The 15522-nt window shown below is 33.5% G+C and carries 19 protein-coding genes and 1 tRNA gene; 13 read left to right on the top strand and 7 right to left on the bottom strand.

Going from position 1 to position 15522, the window contains the following annotated elements; genetic code table 11:
- The first annotated feature begins 598 nt into the window (after window positions 1-598).
- The 3 genes from AC6EJA_RS02015 (at window position 599) to AC6EJA_RS02005 (ending at window position 1971) form a co-directional block, all read left to right on the top strand.
- On the top strand, window positions 599-805 hold the full coding sequence (locus AC6EJA_RS02015; RefSeq protein ID WP_498502892.1) for a DUF8647 family protein: 207 nt from the start codon (window positions 599-601) through the stop codon (window positions 803-805).
- An 81-nt stretch (window positions 806-886) separates the two neighbouring features.
- Window positions 887-1651, top strand: coding sequence for a sulfite exporter TauE/SafE family protein (locus AC6EJA_RS02010; protein ID WP_498502891.1), 765 nt, complete (start codon window positions 887-889; stop codon window positions 1649-1651).
- 101 nt (window positions 1652-1752) lie between these two features.
- Window positions 1753-1971 (top strand): hypothetical protein, encoded by a 219-nt coding sequence (locus AC6EJA_RS02005; protein ID WP_498502890.1) that lies wholly within the window; start codon window positions 1753-1755, stop codon window positions 1969-1971.
- 11 nt (window positions 1972-1982) lie between these two features.
- Here AC6EJA_RS02005 and AC6EJA_RS02000 read toward each other — a convergent pair whose 3' ends face one another.
- Entirely contained in the window at window positions 1983-3170 is a 1188-nt protein-coding gene (locus tag AC6EJA_RS02000; protein ID WP_498502889.1) for a glycosyl transferase, read from the bottom strand.
- Between the two features lie 109 nt (window positions 3171-3279).
- Between AC6EJA_RS02000 and AC6EJA_RS01995 the strand changes: the two genes are divergently transcribed.
- The 5 genes from AC6EJA_RS01995 (at window position 3280) to AC6EJA_RS01975 (ending at window position 8251) form a co-directional block, all read left to right on the top strand.
- The gene (locus AC6EJA_RS01995) at window positions 3280-4995 is read left to right on the top strand and encodes an alpha-amylase family glycosyl hydrolase (protein ID WP_498502888.1); all 1716 of its coding nucleotides are present in this window, start codon (window positions 3280-3282) and stop codon (window positions 4993-4995) included.
- Window positions 4995-5786 (top strand): HAD-IIB family hydrolase, encoded by a 792-nt coding sequence (locus AC6EJA_RS01990; protein ID WP_498502887.1) that lies wholly within the window; start codon window positions 4995-4997, stop codon window positions 5784-5786. Before AC6EJA_RS01995 ends, AC6EJA_RS01990 begins: the two co-directional genes overlap by 1 nt.
- Window positions 5787-5879: 93 nt before the next feature.
- Complete coding sequence (locus AC6EJA_RS01985) at window positions 5880-6806, top strand: hypothetical protein (protein WP_498502886.1); 927 nt, start codon at window positions 5880-5882, stop codon at window positions 6804-6806.
- A 75-nt stretch (window positions 6807-6881) separates the two neighbouring features.
- Window positions 6882-7016 carry a DUF8629 family protein gene (locus AC6EJA_RS01980; protein ID WP_498502885.1) on the top strand — a complete coding sequence of 45 codons (135 nt, stop codon included), beginning with the start codon at window positions 6882-6884 and terminating at the stop codon, window positions 7014-7016.
- A 383-nt stretch (window positions 7017-7399) separates the two neighbouring features.
- On the top strand, window positions 7400-8251 hold the full coding sequence (locus AC6EJA_RS01975; RefSeq protein ID WP_498502884.1) for an undecaprenyl-diphosphate phosphatase: 852 nt from the start codon (window positions 7400-7402) through the stop codon (window positions 8249-8251).
- Window positions 8252-8488: 237 nt separating this feature from the next.
- Here AC6EJA_RS01975 and AC6EJA_RS01970 read toward each other — a convergent pair.
- The 6 genes from AC6EJA_RS01970 to AC6EJA_RS01945 all read right to left on the bottom strand — a co-directional run bounded on the left by AC6EJA_RS01970 (window position 8489) and on the right by AC6EJA_RS01945 (window position 11994).
- Window positions 8489-8562 (bottom strand) — tRNA-Pro (locus tag AC6EJA_RS01970).
- Between the two features lie 11 nt (window positions 8563-8573).
- Window positions 8574-8939, bottom strand: a complete 366-nt coding sequence (locus AC6EJA_RS01965; RefSeq protein ID WP_498502883.1) for a hypothetical protein — start codon at window positions 8937-8939, stop codon at window positions 8574-8576.
- Window positions 8940-8993: 54 nt separating this feature from the next.
- The gene (locus AC6EJA_RS01960; protein ID WP_498502882.1) at window positions 8994-9146 is read right to left on the bottom strand and encodes a hypothetical protein; all 153 of its coding nucleotides are present in this window, start codon (window positions 9144-9146) and stop codon (window positions 8994-8996) included.
- A 17-nt stretch (window positions 9147-9163) separates the two neighbouring features.
- Window positions 9164-9889, bottom strand: a complete 726-nt coding sequence (gene msrA, locus AC6EJA_RS01955) for a peptide-methionine (S)-S-oxide reductase MsrA (protein WP_498502881.1) — start codon at window positions 9887-9889, stop codon at window positions 9164-9166.
- An 8-nt stretch (window positions 9890-9897) separates the two neighbouring features.
- Window positions 9898-10149: a hypothetical protein gene (locus AC6EJA_RS01950; RefSeq protein ID WP_498502880.1), complete on the bottom strand. Its 252-nt coding sequence runs from the start codon at window positions 10147-10149 to the stop codon at window positions 9898-9900.
- A gap of 96 nt (window positions 10150-10245) precedes the next feature.
- Window positions 10246-11994, bottom strand: coding sequence for an ABC transporter ATP-binding protein (locus tag AC6EJA_RS01945; RefSeq protein ID WP_498502879.1), 1749 nt, complete (start codon window positions 11992-11994; stop codon window positions 10246-10248).
- 76 nt (window positions 11995-12070) lie between these two features.
- Here AC6EJA_RS01945 and AC6EJA_RS01940 point away from each other — a divergent pair, with 76 nt between their 5' ends.
- From AC6EJA_RS01940 to AC6EJA_RS01920, 5 genes are all read left to right on the top strand, one after another.
- A complete protein-coding gene (locus tag AC6EJA_RS01940; protein ID WP_498502877.1) occupies window positions 12071-12379 on the top strand; it encodes a DUF3288 family protein in 309 nt (102 codons plus the stop codon).
- A 100-nt stretch (window positions 12380-12479) separates the two neighbouring features.
- Window positions 12480-13514, top strand: coding sequence for an anthranilate phosphoribosyltransferase (gene trpD, locus AC6EJA_RS01935; protein WP_498502876.1), 1035 nt, complete (start codon window positions 12480-12482; stop codon window positions 13512-13514).
- Window positions 13515-13529: 15 nt separating this feature from the next.
- On the top strand, window positions 13530-14684 hold the full coding sequence (carA, locus tag AC6EJA_RS01930; RefSeq protein WP_498502874.1) for a glutamine-hydrolyzing carbamoyl-phosphate synthase small subunit: 1155 nt from the start codon (window positions 13530-13532) through the stop codon (window positions 14682-14684).
- A 62-nt stretch (window positions 14685-14746) separates the two neighbouring features.
- Complete coding sequence (locus tag AC6EJA_RS01925; RefSeq protein WP_498502873.1) at window positions 14747-15103, top strand: STAS domain-containing protein; 357 nt, start codon at window positions 14747-14749, stop codon at window positions 15101-15103.
- Window positions 15100-15510 (top strand): Mini-ribonuclease 3, encoded by a 411-nt coding sequence (locus AC6EJA_RS01920; protein ID WP_498502872.1) that lies wholly within the window; start codon window positions 15100-15102, stop codon window positions 15508-15510. The genes AC6EJA_RS01925 and AC6EJA_RS01920 overlap by 4 nt, the downstream gene beginning before the upstream one ends.
- Window positions 15511-15522: the final 12 nt, after the last annotated feature.

Below are 15522 nucleotides of genomic sequence, written 5' to 3'. Positions count from 1 at the left end.
TAAATCCGGCAACTATTACTACAGATAAAATCTTGGATCCTAAATTAAAACCTTCCATAGAAACCTTAGAAAATATTTCAAGAATAAATCATTGTATCTTTTTTGTACTCCTTGACTTTAGATGAAGTCCACTATGAAAGCCAAAAACCACCCTTTGTAATCAAATTAAAATAATTTTTGTTTTGATCAAAGGTTTTCAAGGTGTTTTTTGTATGTGCATACTTTATTGAATTTGTTATTGAAAAGATTAATTTTTTCAATTTGTTTGTTTTTATACTTGAATTAGTCATCCATTAAAAATATTCATAATTAATAAATAGCAAATTTATGTGAAATTTACCATTTATTGTTTCCTGTTCTTATATCAATATATTACTTTACTTCTTTGGCAACTCTGTTATTTTATCAGATTAATTTTTTTTATATTTATTATTCATATTTTAACTTAGAAAGTTCACCTTTATACTGTATAATTAAATACAACTTCCCTTTCAAAGCTATCTATTTGAATCCTTAGATATTCTGATTACAACATAACTGTAGAAAAATTATTCATTTGGGTGCATAAATAAATTATAGGCTCTAATTTTTTGATCTAATGCTCCCCTCCAGTCGATTAGCAGGTCAGAATAATCTGAGAGCGTATACGGTTCATTACCGCACATGTGAAAATAGAAGAATAGAAAATTGTTTTTATGCTTCAGATGCTTATGAGGCTCGTATGTTAGCTATGGAATTTAATAAGTATATTCATGATCATCCAAATAGTATAGATCTTATTAGATTAGAACATCGATATGCATAGACTTAATTACTTAGAATATTAATTTCTAAAAAGATATTAAAATTAATTATTAGTTGATAATTTATATATTATTAAATAGCTATGCAAATTTATTTTTATTTACTTCTTTTCTTTGTTGCTTTTGCTGCCAATTTGTTGTCTGCTCTTGCCGGTGGGGGGGCTGGTTTAGTTCAGCTTCCAATTTTAATTCTACTAGGTTTACCGTTCCCAATTGCGCTTGCAACTCATAAGGTAGCGAGTGTCTCATTGGGGGTTGGCGCCAGTATTAGATATTTCCAGAAAAAAGCACTAAATCCTTTCCTATCGCTATTTATTCTTTTATGTGGACTTCCTGGAGTTTTAATAGGTGCAAATGCTGCCATTTTATTACCTGGCGAATTTTCAACTATTGCTTTGGGTTTTCTAACTCTTTGTTTAGGATTATATTCAAAAACGAACAAAGAGTTTGGAATAAATGTTTATTCTTTTAACCCTTCATTTATAAATTATTTTTTTGGGGGAACGGTTCTTTTCTTAATCGGTTTAATCAATGGTTCACTAAGTTCTGGAACTGGTTTGTTTGTTACTATTTGGTTAATTCGTTGGTTTGGACTTACTTATACAAAAGCAATTGCTCACACTTTAATTCTTGTTGGCTTTTTTTGGAATGGCACAGGAGCTTTTGCTCTTGCATTTACCTCAACGATCAAATGGTCTTGGCTACCATCATTAATATGTGGGTCCATTCTTGGGGGCTACATAGGAGCTTATTTTTCCTTGTTAAAGGGGAACAGTTTCGTAAAGGTCATTTTTGAGATCACATCAATTTTTATTGGAATATTCCTGATTTTTAGGGGGATTTATTAGTGATCCCAATTAGAAATATAATTTCAGACGTAAATTTTTAATTAACTGTCTCCAAATTATTGTCAAGATAGTTCAAAATTAAAAAAAGTGCTTTGACGAAAATGAATTACTGCTCTCTATTTCAAACAGCTTTATTTTTTCCTGACTATGGTCCTAATGGTGCCCCATGGGATCTCTACTTACTTCATTTTTTCTTTTTCGCTATTTTCACACCTTTTGTGATTGTGTTTTTCTCCGCACGAGCTCATGATCGAGATAAGCCTGATGCGGTGAAAAATGATCAAGATACTAGATTTCCTAATAGATTCCCGTCAGTTTGAAATTTATGAAATTATTTAGTCCCCTCTTTTAAGAGATTTTTCTGAAGATCCCTTTCAAATGAATTTATTCTTGCCCAGCAAGGTAATTGCGAAGTAACTGGTTTATCTAGAAATTTATGAATTGCCGGTCTTAGGAGTTTTCCAAATTTTTGAACTGATAATTGTTCTTCATGACGATTGTATGGAAGTTTATTAACCGAAGAATCAAGACCAAATTGCATTACTCTGTCTTCCCCAATACGCCTGTAAAGAACCTCTAGAGTTGAAATTTGATGATCACTGAGGGTTTGACCTTGATGTTCCATAAGACCTCTTAAAACACTTGATAAAATTTCACTGCACATTTTCTGAAGCCCCTCGTTAGGTTTCTCTCCTATTTCTTTGTGCTTATGATCAAATATTCCAAGGTCCACTTGAGCGATGCGCGAAATACGAACATTTCTATATACCTCAGACAATAAACCAATTTCCAATCCCCAGTCACAAGGAATCCTTAAGTTCATTGCTAAGTCTCTGCTAAAAGCGAATTCCCCTGCAAGGGGATATTTAAAAGCTTGGAGATAATTAAGAAAAGGTCCATCTCCTACAAGTTCTTCAATACTTGATAAGAGAGGACCTACAAAAAGTCTTGTTGCTCTGCCTTGAAGCGCATTAGACTCTAATGATAAACGACTATAGAAAGCTTTTACATAAGATATTCCATTGGACTGGTCCAAAAGGGGATAAAGCATTCTGACTGGATACGATTCGTTGAAAGTGCGAATATCTGCATCAAAAAGGGCTACAACTTCTGATGAGATTGTGGAGATTCCTATTCCTTGCCACACAGCCCAACCTTTTCCAGGTGTTCCAACAAGATCAAGTCCGTTTTTCTTTTGATCCTCTAATAATTCAATAACATCGGGACTGTTTGTCCATTGAACTCTGACAGTGAAAGGCATTTTATAGAAAAATCTTTTGGCTTCATTTACTTCTTCATATGAACTAGCAGATAACGCAATAACTAATTCATTAAGCCCATCAAGGTTGGACAGTATTTCTCTAATATTTTTAAGTGCAGGTCTTTTAAATTCATCGAACAAACATGGTATTAGAATTGCAGTAGGTCTTTTTTTTAGTGCGACATTCAGATCTGACAGGGATTCTTCGGTTATCCCATATTGATGAATTGTTGTAATTAATCCCTGTTGAAAGTCCATTCAGATTTTTGCGTAACAGAATCAAAAAGGAGATTGTGATGAACCTATTGAGGCCAGCATTCAAAAAATCATGCTAACTCAAGAGAAGCACCTTGAGACTTTGTGTCAGATGCTGAAAAAAATTTATAAAGATTGCACTTCTGAGGAACTAAAAGATGTTTCAGAGAAGCTAGTGAAGATTCTTAGTGAGAATAATTATTGTTTTAGTGATAGCACAAATGAATCTTGTAGTTTCTGGAATGCATCCTCATCTATTCTAATAGCTTATCCTGATGCTGTTTTTGAAAACGATATCCCTTGTTTAAAAAGCTTCGATAAATTAATTGAAAAAAGATTTGATAAATTAGCAACAATAATACACATCTTACCCTTTTTAAAATCAACAAGTGATGGAGGATTTGCTATTTCAAGTCATAGTGAAATCGAAACTAGATTAGGAGACTGGCAAGATTTAGAAAAACTCTCAAATAAGCAAATAATTATGGCCGATTTAATACTTAATCATGTCTCTTCTTCTCATCAATGGGTAAAAGATTTTATTAAATCAATTAATCCGGGTTCTTCTTTTATTTTTTCACCTGATTCTCTTTTGGGTTGGGAGAAGGTTATTAGACCGAGGAATTCATCTCTCTTCATAAATCTTTCAACTGATAGAGGAATTAAACCTGCATGGACCACATTTGGTCCAGATCAGGTCGATCTTAACTGGAAGAATCCATATATTATTATAGAGTTTTTGAATTTAATTATTAGATATTTTAAGTATGGTATAAGGTGGTTTAGGCTAGATGCTGTAGCATTTATTTGGAAAGAAAGTAATACTAATTGTCTACACAGAGACGAAGTTCATGAAATTGTTAAACTTTTAAGATATTTATTAAAATCACTTTCTCCTCAGGCTGTATTAATTACAGAGACAAATGTTCCTGAGAAGGAAAATTTGTCTTATTTAGTTTCTGGAGATGAAGCTCATTTGGCTTATAACTTTACTTTGCCCCCTCTTCTACTTGAATCAATATTGTCAAATAAAGCAGACTTGTTGAATAGTTGGCTATCAAAATGGCCAGAGTTCGAACCTAATTGTTCATATTTAAACTTCACTGCATCTCATGATGGAATAGGATTACGAGCTCTTGAAGGAATCATGGATAAGGAAAGAATTCATTCTTTATTGGTAAATTGCGAAAAAAGAGGGGGGTTAATAAGCCATAGAAAAATGCCAAATGGTGAGGATAGTCCATATGAATTAAATATAAGTTGGTGGAGTGCGATGGCTGATGGTGGAATAGATACAACATATCTACAATTTGAAAGATTTATATTGACCCAATTATTAAAAATTTCACTTAAAGGAGTCCCAGCATTCTATTTGCAGGCCTTATTAGCCTCAGAAAATGATGTAAAAACATTTGGCAAAACAGGTCAAAGAAGAGATTTAAATAGAGAAAGATTTGAACTTAGATCTATCCTTAATAAAATAAATCAATACAATTCTAAGCAAAATAGAATTATTGATTTATTGCAATCTGCAATGGGAGTAAGGTCAAAGCTAAATTGTTTTCACCCTGAATCATACATGAAATGTCTTTCATCTAATAGAAGTGATTTTGTTATTATATTAAGAGGTAATAATGAAGATGAAAGGGTTTTTGCTATTCATAATATGACGCCAGTAAAATTATCTCTTTCTTTGGCAGATAGCCTTTTTCAATCAAGGATTAGAAGTCAAATTATATGGAAGGATTGTCTTACTAATGAAGTTATTAAAGACAATAAAATAGAGTTTAGCCCGTATAATGTAAAGTGGATGAAAATTTTAAGGTGATGATCAATCAAAACGATTCTATATGGATAGTTACAGATCTTGATGGAACACTTTTAGATCATCAATATAATATGGATGATGCAAAAGAATTAATACCTGTTTTAAAAAAAAATAGAATACCTGTTATCCCTTGTACTAGTAAAACCGCAGCTGAGGTAAGAGTTATTCGGAATCAATTAAATTTAACTGATCCCTTTATCGTAGAAAATGGAGCAGCAATTTACGGAAATAATATGTCATTTAATAATGAATGGGAATTAGTTCTCGGAAAAAGTTATGTCGAATTACGAACTATTTTAGACTCTCTATCAAAGGAAATTAATTATCCACTTGTTGCCCTAAATGACTTAAATAATAGTGAAATAAAAGAGCTTACAAATTTAAATGACAATCAAATTGACTTAGCACTTGATAGACATTGGAGTGTTCCATTCTTAACTCCACCCGATATTTATCTAGAAAAAATTAATAATATAAATCAAAAGTATGATGTACAAATTTTTCAAGGAAATCTAATGAGTCACTTATTAGGTAATGGTAGTCATAAAGGTATTGCTGTAAATAAATTAAAAGAATATTTAGACCAAAGAAATTCTAAAGTAATAGGCTTAGGAGACTCTCCTAATGATATACCATTATTGCAAATATCTGATTTTCCTATTGTTATTCCAGGTAAAGATGGACCAAATAAAGCTTTATTGGATGGTTTGAAAGGTATTGACTTCATAGTGGCCGATTCCCCTCATTCAAAAGGCTGGGCTAGCTCTATAAAAGATATAATGTGCATTTAATCCATTTAGATATTAATGATAAATAAAGTTCTCTCACCATTTGACTGTAAAGATAGTAATATATTTTATTTTGACATTGACGATTATATTTCTATGCTTAACTCCTTAGATATAAATAAAATTCAATTTCAACAATATTGGCAAGAAAAATATAAATCCAAACTAATTGAAATCTCCTCAATAAAAAATCTTAGAGTAGATTGGCTTTGGGCTTTTTATTTACCTTTTCTTTCATTCTTAACCCGAAAGATAAATGATCATGAAACGCCGCTGATTTTGGGACTATCAGCTCCTCCTGGTTCTGGTAAATCAACCGCCGGTACAATTCTTGAATCCATTTCGGAGATAATGAATATCTCTTTATCAGTTATCTCATTAGATGACTTTTATCTTCCCTCTGAGCAAATGAATATTGCAATTAAGGGAAACCCATGGGATGTGCCTCGAGGATTTCCTGGTAGTCACTCGGTTGATGAATTAATTTCAACTATTGATCTTTATCTAAAAACAGGTGAAGTTTCTGTCCCTCAATTTGACAAATCGTTGAGAAATGGTCTTGGGGATAGATCGGGGTATAGAAAAATAAGATCTAAGGTGTTATTGATAGAGGGATGGTTTCTTGGTTGTAAACCGTCAACTTACTCATCATATTCAAATAAGCTCGGAAGTAATTTATCATTAAATAATGACGAAGTATCCTATAGAGATACTATTCAGAAATCATTAGTAAATTATCTTCCCATATGGAAAAATATTAATAAACTTTGGCAATTTAAAACAAATAATTTTAACAACATCGAGACTTGGAAATTACAACAGGAAAAAAATATGATGGAAGTGTGTGGACGAGCTTTAAAAGGAGAGCAATTTCAATCCTTCATTAGAATGATTAATACCTCCATACCCAGTGATGATCTTAATAACTTGGATTCTGACTTGTCTTTAACATTAGACAAGGATAGAAAGATCATAAAAATAGATAATCCATATCAAAAAAATAAATATAATGATTTGATATAGACAATATAAATTTAATATTTTCTATATCTATTTATATTGTAAATACAGTAATATTAATATTATTTTTTCGTTTTTATGAATTTAGCTGGTTTTTTAATTTTTATCTCTATCCCCTTTGCTGCCGCAACATTATTCTTTGGTACAAAAAATGGTTTTTATAATAGTGATAATTACAAAGGGGATGGGTGTGCTCACGATGTTAAAAGATAAAATTATTTCCCGGTAAAAACACACGTCCATCGATTATCGAATTGCCATACAGGTTTGTAAATCACACTACTGATTTTTTTCCCAGCTTGTTCACATTGTTCCAAAGTCTGTGTAGGTATTGAAAAAAGTGAGGGGCTAGTTATACCACTTACATGCGGTTTAGAACCAGGACCTTGTCTATAACTGCCAATTACAAGTTGATAGTTAGCGACTGAACTCGGAATGAATACAAAAGTATTTAATAGTAATATTATTAAGAAATAATGAGTTCTACTCTTATTCGGATTTAAATTTTGCACAATAACTTAAGTAATTTTAGTCTATAATAATTATCTTAGACCAAGCGCTCTTAATAAATAAACTTTGATACTACCAATCTTAATATGTTTGTTTGCTTTATTAACTCAATTTTTATTCATGATCTTTTCAAGCAAATCATACTAGGCCTTATCCAAGGACTTACAGAGTTTTTACCAATAAGTAGCACCGCTCATCTAGTTATTTTTCCAAAGCTTTTAGGATGGTCCGATCCTGGTGTAACTACAATTGCCTCGCTTCAATTAGGAAGTATGGTTGCAGTTTATATTTATTTTTGGGATGACATCAATCATATTTTTAAAGGCTTTAAGGATTTAGTTGATAAAAAAAAAATAACTACAAATAGATCAAAACTTGCCTTATGTATTTTTATAGGAAATATACCTATTATTCTGGGAGGTATTTTCATAAAGTTATTTTGGTCTGACTATGAAAAGTCCATATTTAGATCCCCTCTCTCGATAGCTTTAATTTCTATTTTAATGGCCTGCATTCTTGCTCTAGCCGAAAGGAGTGGCAAAAAATATAGAGATATCTCAGATATTAATTTTTTCGATAGTTTGTTTATTGGTTTATTTCAGTTTTTCGCCATAATTCCTGGAGTATCTAGATCTGGAGCAACTATATCTGCTTCATTATTTTCAGGAATTAATAGAACTTCTGCTGCAAAATATTCATTTTTGCTTGGCATACCAATAATTTCATTGGTTGGTTTAGTTGAATTTAAAACTGCTATTTCGGAATTTAATCTCAATAACTTATTTCTATTAATTGTAGGTATTATTTCAGCTTCAATAGCTTCATTCTTTTCCATTGGTTTTTTGATTAAGTTCCTATCAAAAAACTCAATAATGGTTTTTGTCTATTACAGATTAATTTTTGGATCTGCTATTATTTTTACCCTACTTTATAAATAGTTACCTATCTTTTTTATTATGTATAATAACTATTAAATAACTTTGAAAATTATGATGGATTTTCATATTCTATTTTTACTTGTTCAATTTGGTGAAATGTCGTTGTCAAATGCCACCTTTATTACACTCTTAATTTTAAGTTCACTGACATTTATTTCTGTCATAATCAGTTCGCTGAAATTATTTCAATCAGCTATGAAAAAATAATTAACATATTTATTTAGAATCAAACAAAAATCGGAGCGGCGGGATTTGAACCCACGACCCCCACTACCCCAAAGTGGTGCGCTACCAAGCTGCGCTACGCCCCGACCTTATAAAGTTAACATAAATTCCTTACCTTTAGTTTTTTAAGTATTAATTTAATTTTTTCAATATATTTAATTCTCCTTTCAACTCTCTTTAACAAGATTCTTTTGTTATCACATGAGTAACAAATTAAATTTATGTCTGATGCAATTAATCTGAGTTCTTTTATATTTAAATTTTTCAAGTATGGATTTTTATCTTCAAAAATTTGATATTTGGTTTCAGGTAATTCATTCTCAAAATAGTTACTATCTATACTTATTCCCAATTCAGCCATCCATTCAGGAATTATTACAAAAAGTATGGCCATTAATCCATAAATGTTTATCATTAATTTGGAGCCTTGAGAGTTAGCTTGTGTCTTATTTTTTTCTACCATTTATCAATATGCTTTTTGTTATTCTATCTTCTAATTAAATTTTATCAATTGTTTTTACATTCGAATATCTGTTGATGAAATTGCACTACTTTCTCTCCATTCTATCATTTGTTGTTTTTCTCTGATTGGGTTAATAGTAGAAAATACAATTAAAAATATTATAAGAATTGTGGAAAGTATTATTATGATTACAGTTTTGTCACTCATTTCATTATTCATAATCCTTACACAACTTTTTTTATTGGTTCGTTATTACTACGTAATACGCAATGAGTTATATCCCAATTATAATTGTTCCATATTTCCTGATTAAGTAAATAGTTGGAGCCCTTAAAGTCTTTTAGTGCAACTTTAGTTGGCATTGCCGAACAGTAAGGCCTTGAACCTGGTTTTGATAGATATTGTTGATGGTAATTTTCAGCATAATAAAACCTTTGGTTTTCTTTGATTTCTGTAGTTATATTTTGGAATCCTGCATTATTTAATTCTCTCTGATAGCTTTTGAGACTCTCCTTCGATGTATCCAATTGTTGTTTGTTAAATGTATAAATAGCTGATCTGTATTGACTTCCTCTATCGTTTCCTTGTCGATTACCCTGGGTCGGATCATGACACTCCCAAAATAGTTTAAGTAAATCACTTAAATCAACTTCTTTCTTTTTCCAAGTAACCCTAACTACTTCAGTATGACCTGTTCTACCAGAACAGACTTGGTTGTATGTTGGATTCTCAGCAGTTCCCCCTGCATAGCCTACAGCTGTTGTTATTACTCCAGGAAGTTTCCAAAAGCCTTTTTCTGCACCCCAGAAACAACCGCAACCAAATAAAATTTCATCTTCTCCAGCTTCAAGGGTTGCATTTATCGCTGTTCCCAAAACGTTATGTTTTATAGAAAACGAAGACAGATCATTCATGGCTTTAGTATTTTTTTTTAACCAATTAATAATCATGATAAAAATTAATTCTCTGTTAATGACTTCAATTTGATGTTGTTAAGTAGCGTTGTCACAAATGCAAATAATAGGAATGGCAGGCTGATTACAAGTATTAATCCAACACCAACTAGGGCATAAACAGGTCTCGATGAACCCATAAGACCAAGCCCTGCTGCAAGACTAACAAAAATAACTCCCATCCAAGCCAATATTTGGACGTAAATATCTCCAAAAGTCAAATTGCACTCAACAGAATAGTCTGTAGAGATTTTCATAAGAGCATAGTCCCATACTGCTAATAAACATAATCTTGATTCGAAGTTTCTTAAGTGGTTTTTTTATTTAAGTGATGAACTTTAATAAGAACATTCTTATGCAGTGTTTATCCTCTCTGCGGCCTTTTCTCTTTCCCAAAGACTTTTATAAATTCCATTGACTTTTATAAGATCATTGTGATGACCTTCTTGAACTAACTGTCCCTCTTCCATTACGATAATTCTGTCGCAAGCTGCAGCTGCAGATAATTGATGACTAATCATGAGAACTGTGCTCTGAGTTTGTTCTCGAATAGATTTTAGAATTAATGAAGCTGTTTTGTTGTCAACGCTAGCAAGTGCGTCATCAAGGATTATCAATGGAGCTTTGATAAGTAGAGCTCGTGCCAATGCACTTCTTTGCCTCTGACCTCCACTAAGTGTTATGCCTCTCTCTCCAACTAATGTCTCAAACCCTTGAGGGAATCCCCTTACGTCATCAATTAATCTTGCTTGGGTAGCAGATTGTTCTACCCTCTCATTGGAAGCTTGGGGATCACCATATCTTAGATTTTCATTCAGAGTGCTTGTAAATAAGTAACCCTCTTGTGGAACAAGTGCAATATTTTTTCTTAACTCTTCTAGCTTAATTTTTACAACATCATTGTCATCAAGAAAAAGTTGATTACTATCAACTTCAATCATCCTCCCCAATGCTCTTGCAAGCGTAGTTTTACCACAACCAATTGGACCTACAACCGCTACTAGTTCTCCGGGATTAATTGTGAAATTAATATCTTTTAGAATATAATTGTCGCTGTTTTCATATCTAAATGAGAAATTTTTAGCTTGAAGTTTTCCTTTAATCGGTAATCTAGGCTTAATAGGGTTTACTGGATCCTTAACTAATGGTTCTCTACTAAGTAACTCTTCTACCCTTACCAGACTGACTTGTCCAAGTTGAAAAGTATTTAATGTGAAACCTAGAAGAGCTGTTGGAAATACTAATCTTTCGACATAAAGTATCAGAGCTACAAGTCCTCCAATAGATAGGGTGCCGTTCTCAAGACGACCACTCCCAATTGCTATCAATAAAAGGAGAGATATGGATGAAATACCTTGAAGAAGAGGGAACAATGTACTTGCTGTCCTTGCAAGTTTAATAGCAGAGTCTCTGTAGTTATTGTTTAAGCGAGCAAATGCTTGCTTCTCAGAATTTTCTTGTCCATAAATTTTAATAGCGCTTATTCCTGATAAATCCTCCTGTATTAGCTCACTAAGAGATGAAAGCGCTTCTTGTTGACGCTTCCTTTGATTGACCATTCTGCCACCAAATAATCCAACAGTTCCAAGCATTAAAGGATAAAGTGAGATAGAGGCAAGAGTCATTAAGGGATCTATTGCAAGCATTGCTGGGAGAGTAAAAGTATATGCAAGAAAAGTATTTGTTAAACTCAGAATCGCAAAACCTAACAACCTTCTAATATTCTCTATATCACTAGTGGACCTAGTTATAACTTCTCCACTGCCTATACTTTGTAGCCATGTTGGATCTTGTAAAAGCATATGATTGAATAATTTCTGCCTAAGATCAACTTCAACTTGTCTACCGACTCCAAATACCAATTGTCTGGATATCAATCTTACAATTCCCATGGCCGTCGCTAGAACAATTATCCATATAGATTGTTGAAGAATGACGTTGATACTGAACCCGTCTTTCAATTCATCAATTACACCTCTAACCTCAAGAGGAATGGCAACACTTAATAAATTGACTACTAATAGACTCATTGCTCCAATCAAAAGGGCCTTCTTATGAGGCTCTAGATATTTCTTTATTAGATCTAGTCTTAGAGTGTTCATTAGTTTATTGCATGTACTTAAATTAATTCCTTCAAGCAATAAGTGTGATTTTTATTGTGTGGAATAAACTAGACAAATGATTGATCAACAAAATCATCCGCTTTATCAGATTGATAGAGACAACCTAAACAGACTTCTTGCTAAGGATAAGCCACTGCAAGAGGATCTTATTGATTTGGCAAGGTTGTTTATCAGGTATCAGGATTTTCCTGGCGCTGATGATCTCAAATCTGATATGTCCAAAACATTGAGAGCATGGGGACTTGAGAGAGATACTTTGAATGCGAAAACTCAAAAAATATGGACCGATGGGTATAAGCCTGGTCTTAGCGGTGGGGAGGACGTTGGGTCCGGTTTTGATACCTCTGACAACACCAACAAATAATTATTTATGTCAGTTTTAGTTCCAGGATCTTCTCTGACAGCTTTAATTTGTCAGGATAATATGTTTTTTGAGATTCTTTTCAAAATCGACTGATATCAATATGTCTTCATCATCTAAGAACTGGTCCGAGCTTCTTGAATCACTTTTGAGTGGAGAGGATATGAGTTCATCTCAATCTCAAGATTTGATGAAGGCTTGGCTTTCAGAAGAACTTACTCATGTTCAGACAGGGGCATTTTTGGCAGCTCTGAGAGCAAAAGGGGCCTCAGGGATTGAACTTGCATCGATGGCAAATATTTTAAGACAGGCATGTGAGATTCCCGTAGAGATACCAAAAATTCAACTTGTTGATACTTGCGGTACTGGTGGTGATGGAGCAGATACCTTTAATATTTCAACTGCAGTAGCCTTTCTGGCCGCAGCTTGTGGAGTTAATGTTGCAAAACACGGTAATCGTAGTGCAAGTGGAAATGTTGGTTCTGCTGATGTACTTGAAGCTCTTGGTCTTAATTTGAAAGCTCCTTTAGAAAGAGTTGTTGGAGCTATTTCAAAAGAAAAAGTGACTTTTTTGTTTGCCCCAGCCTGGCATGCTTCTCTAATAAATTTGGCTCCTCTTAGGAAGTCACTTGGAATTAGAACCATATTTAATCTTCTTGGCCCACTTGTTAACCCCTTAAAACCAAGGGCTCAAGTATTGGGTGTAGCTAAGCATGACTTGCTTGACCCTATGGCTGAAGCGTTATTAGAGCTCGGAACCGCAAGAGCTGTTGTTGTCCATGGCTTTGATGGACTTGATGAGGTCTCATTGCAAGGACCAAATCAAATACGATTTGTGAATAATGGAGAAATAAGAAATGATGTTATTGACCCTCTAGATTTTGGATTGAATTATGAATCAAATTCAATGCTTAAAGGTGGGGATGTCCAAGAAAATAAAACAATACTTCTTTCTGTTTTGAGTGGTGAGGGATCATCTGCTCAAATGAATGTAGTTTCGCTTAATAACTCATTAGTTCTATGGGCAGCTGGAATGGAGGATGATCTTAAAGTTGCTTTTGAAAAATCATTACAATGTTTAAAATCCGGCGCTGCTTTGAAAGTATTTGAAAATTTAAAATCATTTCTTGAAGACTAGGAGAATTCAAAAGCTATGACTTTTAATTCTGACCTTCCTGCGACACTTCTTTTGGAGGACGGAACTATCTTTGAAGGTAAGTCTTTTGGTTATCAAGGAATTGTTTATGGCGAAATTGTTTTTAATACTGGCCTGACTGGTTATCAGGAGGTACTTACAGATCCAAGTTATTTTGGTCAGCTAGTTACATTCACGTATCCAGAAATTGGAAATACTGGAATAAATTTTGAGGATTCTGAGTCAAATATATCCGTTGTAAAAGGGGTAGCAGTAAGACAATATTGCAAATACCCAAGTAGTTGGCGTTTTGAGATGACACTAGATAGTTGGTTTAAACAAGAAAAGGTTGTTGGTATTTTTGGCATAGATACAAGAGCACTTGTTAGGCATTTAAGAGAATTTGGATCTATGAATGGAGTTATTTCAAGTCAAGAGGATCACAATGTGAATGAACTCAGAGGAGAATTACGTAAAGTAACTTCAATGAAAGGTTTAAATCTTGTAGATAAAGTTTCAACTAAGAAAAATTTATTTTGGGACTCTCTCTCTAAGACTGATTTTGACAAAAGAATAAAACGGGAAGGAGGTAAACCTTTTAAAGTAGTTGCTATTGATTTCGGTATAAAAAAATCAATACTTGAAAGATTAGTTGCTCACAATTGCGAAATTTTTATCCTTCCTTCAACTTCTGATTTAAATTCAGTGATGGAATTACACCCTGATGGAGTTTTTCTTTCGAACGGTCCTGGCGATCCTGCAGCAGTTAAAGAGGGGATTTCCTTGGCCAAAGATCTTATTAAAAAAACGGATCTCCCGATATTTGGTATTTGTCTGGGACATCAAATAATTGCACTTGCTCTTGGCGGTAGAACTTACAAATTAAATTATGGTCACAGGGGCTTGAATCATCCTTGTGGAATTAGTGGTCATTTAGAGATAACAAGCCAGAATCATGGCTTTGCGATTGATCCATCATCACTTAACTCATCCGAGGTTTCCATAACTCACTTAAATTTGAATGACAAGACAGTTGCAGGTATTTCCATGATTAAAAGGTCCGTAATGGGTATTCAATATCACCCAGAAGCAAGTCCAGGCCCCCATGATGCTGATCATCATTTTGAAAGATTTGTTTCTCTAATGGAAAAACGTCGCAAAATCGTGGTTTAGTTTCATTTCTATAACTACACTTCGAATCATATCCCCATTGGGAGACTGAACTCATAACAGACTTGAAAAGACTAACTGTCTCACTTAGAGGTGGTCATGAAAAACGAAAAGGGTGTCTGCTTTGTTCTTTCACCGGGCAACTTGATGCCTATTCAGAGAAACAGTTCACCACTTACATAAATGATGTTTTGAAAGAAAATGATTTATCAGTTGTTATCGATCTATCAAAAATTGATTTTTTAGATTCCACTGGACTTGGAGCTATGGTTCATATCGCTAAATCATGCAAGACTCAAAAAAGAAATTTTATAGTTGTTGGGAATGCTCGTGTGAAGCAAACAATTAAACTAGTCAAATTGGAGGATTTTTTGCATCTAGTCAGTGATCTAACCACTGCATTTGATCAATTAGTAGTTTGACGGATTGGCTTCGTTATCAATTACCCTCGGGATGTCCAGATAAACTTGGCATCTCCCAACTTGCATGGTTAGGTGATGCGGTTTGGGAAATGCATCAAAGATTAAGGTTTTGCAACAGACCAGGAAAATCAAAGGATCTTCATCATGCAGTTGTTGCAGAAGTGAGGGCTTGTGCACAGGTTGAAGCATTACTTTCTTTAGAGCCACATTTGAGTAATATCGAAAAAGACATTGTTAGACGAGGCAGAAACAAATCAAATCGTGGTCCGCGAAAAATTGATCCCGCAACTTATGCAAAAGCCACAGGATTTGAGACAATGATTGGATGGTTATTTTTGAAAGATCCTGAAAGGCTTGCTCATTTATTCGATCTGCTTCATAAAAACACCTCTGATAATCAAGCTTAAAACCAATGAGAA

Source organism: Prochlorococcus sp. MIT2309 (genome assembly GCF_059772305.1).
This window is presented reverse-complemented; position numbering and strand designations above follow the sequence as displayed.

Excerpts from the sequence above, each read along its gene's own strand:
- AC6EJA_RS02015 (WP_498502892.1), top strand. The coding sequence starts at position 599 with ATGCTCCCCTCCAGTCGATTAGCAGGTCAGAATAATCTGAGAGCGTAT.
- AC6EJA_RS02010 (WP_498502891.1), top strand. The coding sequence starts at position 887 with ATGCAAATTTATTTTTATTTACTTCTTTTCTTTGTTGCTTTTGCTGCC.
- AC6EJA_RS02005 (WP_498502890.1), top strand. The coding sequence starts at position 1,753 with ATGAATTACTGCTCTCTATTTCAAACAGCTTTATTTTTTCCTGACTAT.
- AC6EJA_RS02000 (WP_498502889.1), bottom strand. The coding sequence starts at position 3,170 with ATGGACTTTCAACAGGGATTAATTACAACAATTCATCAATATGGGATA.
- AC6EJA_RS01995 (WP_498502888.1), top strand. The coding sequence starts at position 3,280 with ATGCTGAAAAAAATTTATAAAGATTGCACTTCTGAGGAACTAAAAGAT.
- AC6EJA_RS01990 (WP_498502887.1), top strand. The coding sequence starts at position 4,995 with ATGATCAATCAAAACGATTCTATATGGATAGTTACAGATCTTGATGGA.
- AC6EJA_RS01985 (WP_498502886.1), top strand. The coding sequence starts at position 5,880 with ATGCTTAACTCCTTAGATATAAATAAAATTCAATTTCAACAATATTGG.
- AC6EJA_RS01980 (WP_498502885.1), top strand. The coding sequence starts at position 6,882 with ATGAATTTAGCTGGTTTTTTAATTTTTATCTCTATCCCCTTTGCTGCC.
- AC6EJA_RS01975 (WP_498502884.1), top strand. The coding sequence starts at position 7,400 with ATGTTTGTTTGCTTTATTAACTCAATTTTTATTCATGATCTTTTCAAG.
- AC6EJA_RS01965 (WP_498502883.1), bottom strand. The coding sequence starts at position 8,939 with ATGGTAGAAAAAAATAAGACACAAGCTAACTCTCAAGGCTCCAAATTA.
- AC6EJA_RS01960 (WP_498502882.1), bottom strand. The coding sequence starts at position 9,146 with ATGAGTGACAAAACTGTAATCATAATAATACTTTCCACAATTCTTATA.
- msrA (WP_498502881.1), bottom strand. The coding sequence starts at position 9,889 with ATGATTATTAATTGGTTAAAAAAAAATACTAAAGCCATGAATGATCTG.
- AC6EJA_RS01950 (WP_498502880.1), bottom strand. The coding sequence starts at position 10,149 with ATGAAAATCTCTACAGACTATTCTGTTGAGTGCAATTTGACTTTTGGA.
- AC6EJA_RS01945 (WP_498502879.1), bottom strand. The coding sequence starts at position 11,994 with ATGAACACTCTAAGACTAGATCTAATAAAGAAATATCTAGAGCCTCAT.
- AC6EJA_RS01940 (WP_498502877.1), top strand. The coding sequence starts at position 12,071 with ATGATTGATCAACAAAATCATCCGCTTTATCAGATTGATAGAGACAAC.
- trpD (WP_498502876.1), top strand. The coding sequence starts at position 12,480 with ATGTCTTCATCATCTAAGAACTGGTCCGAGCTTCTTGAATCACTTTTG.
- carA (WP_498502874.1), top strand. The coding sequence starts at position 13,530 with ATGACTTTTAATTCTGACCTTCCTGCGACACTTCTTTTGGAGGACGGA.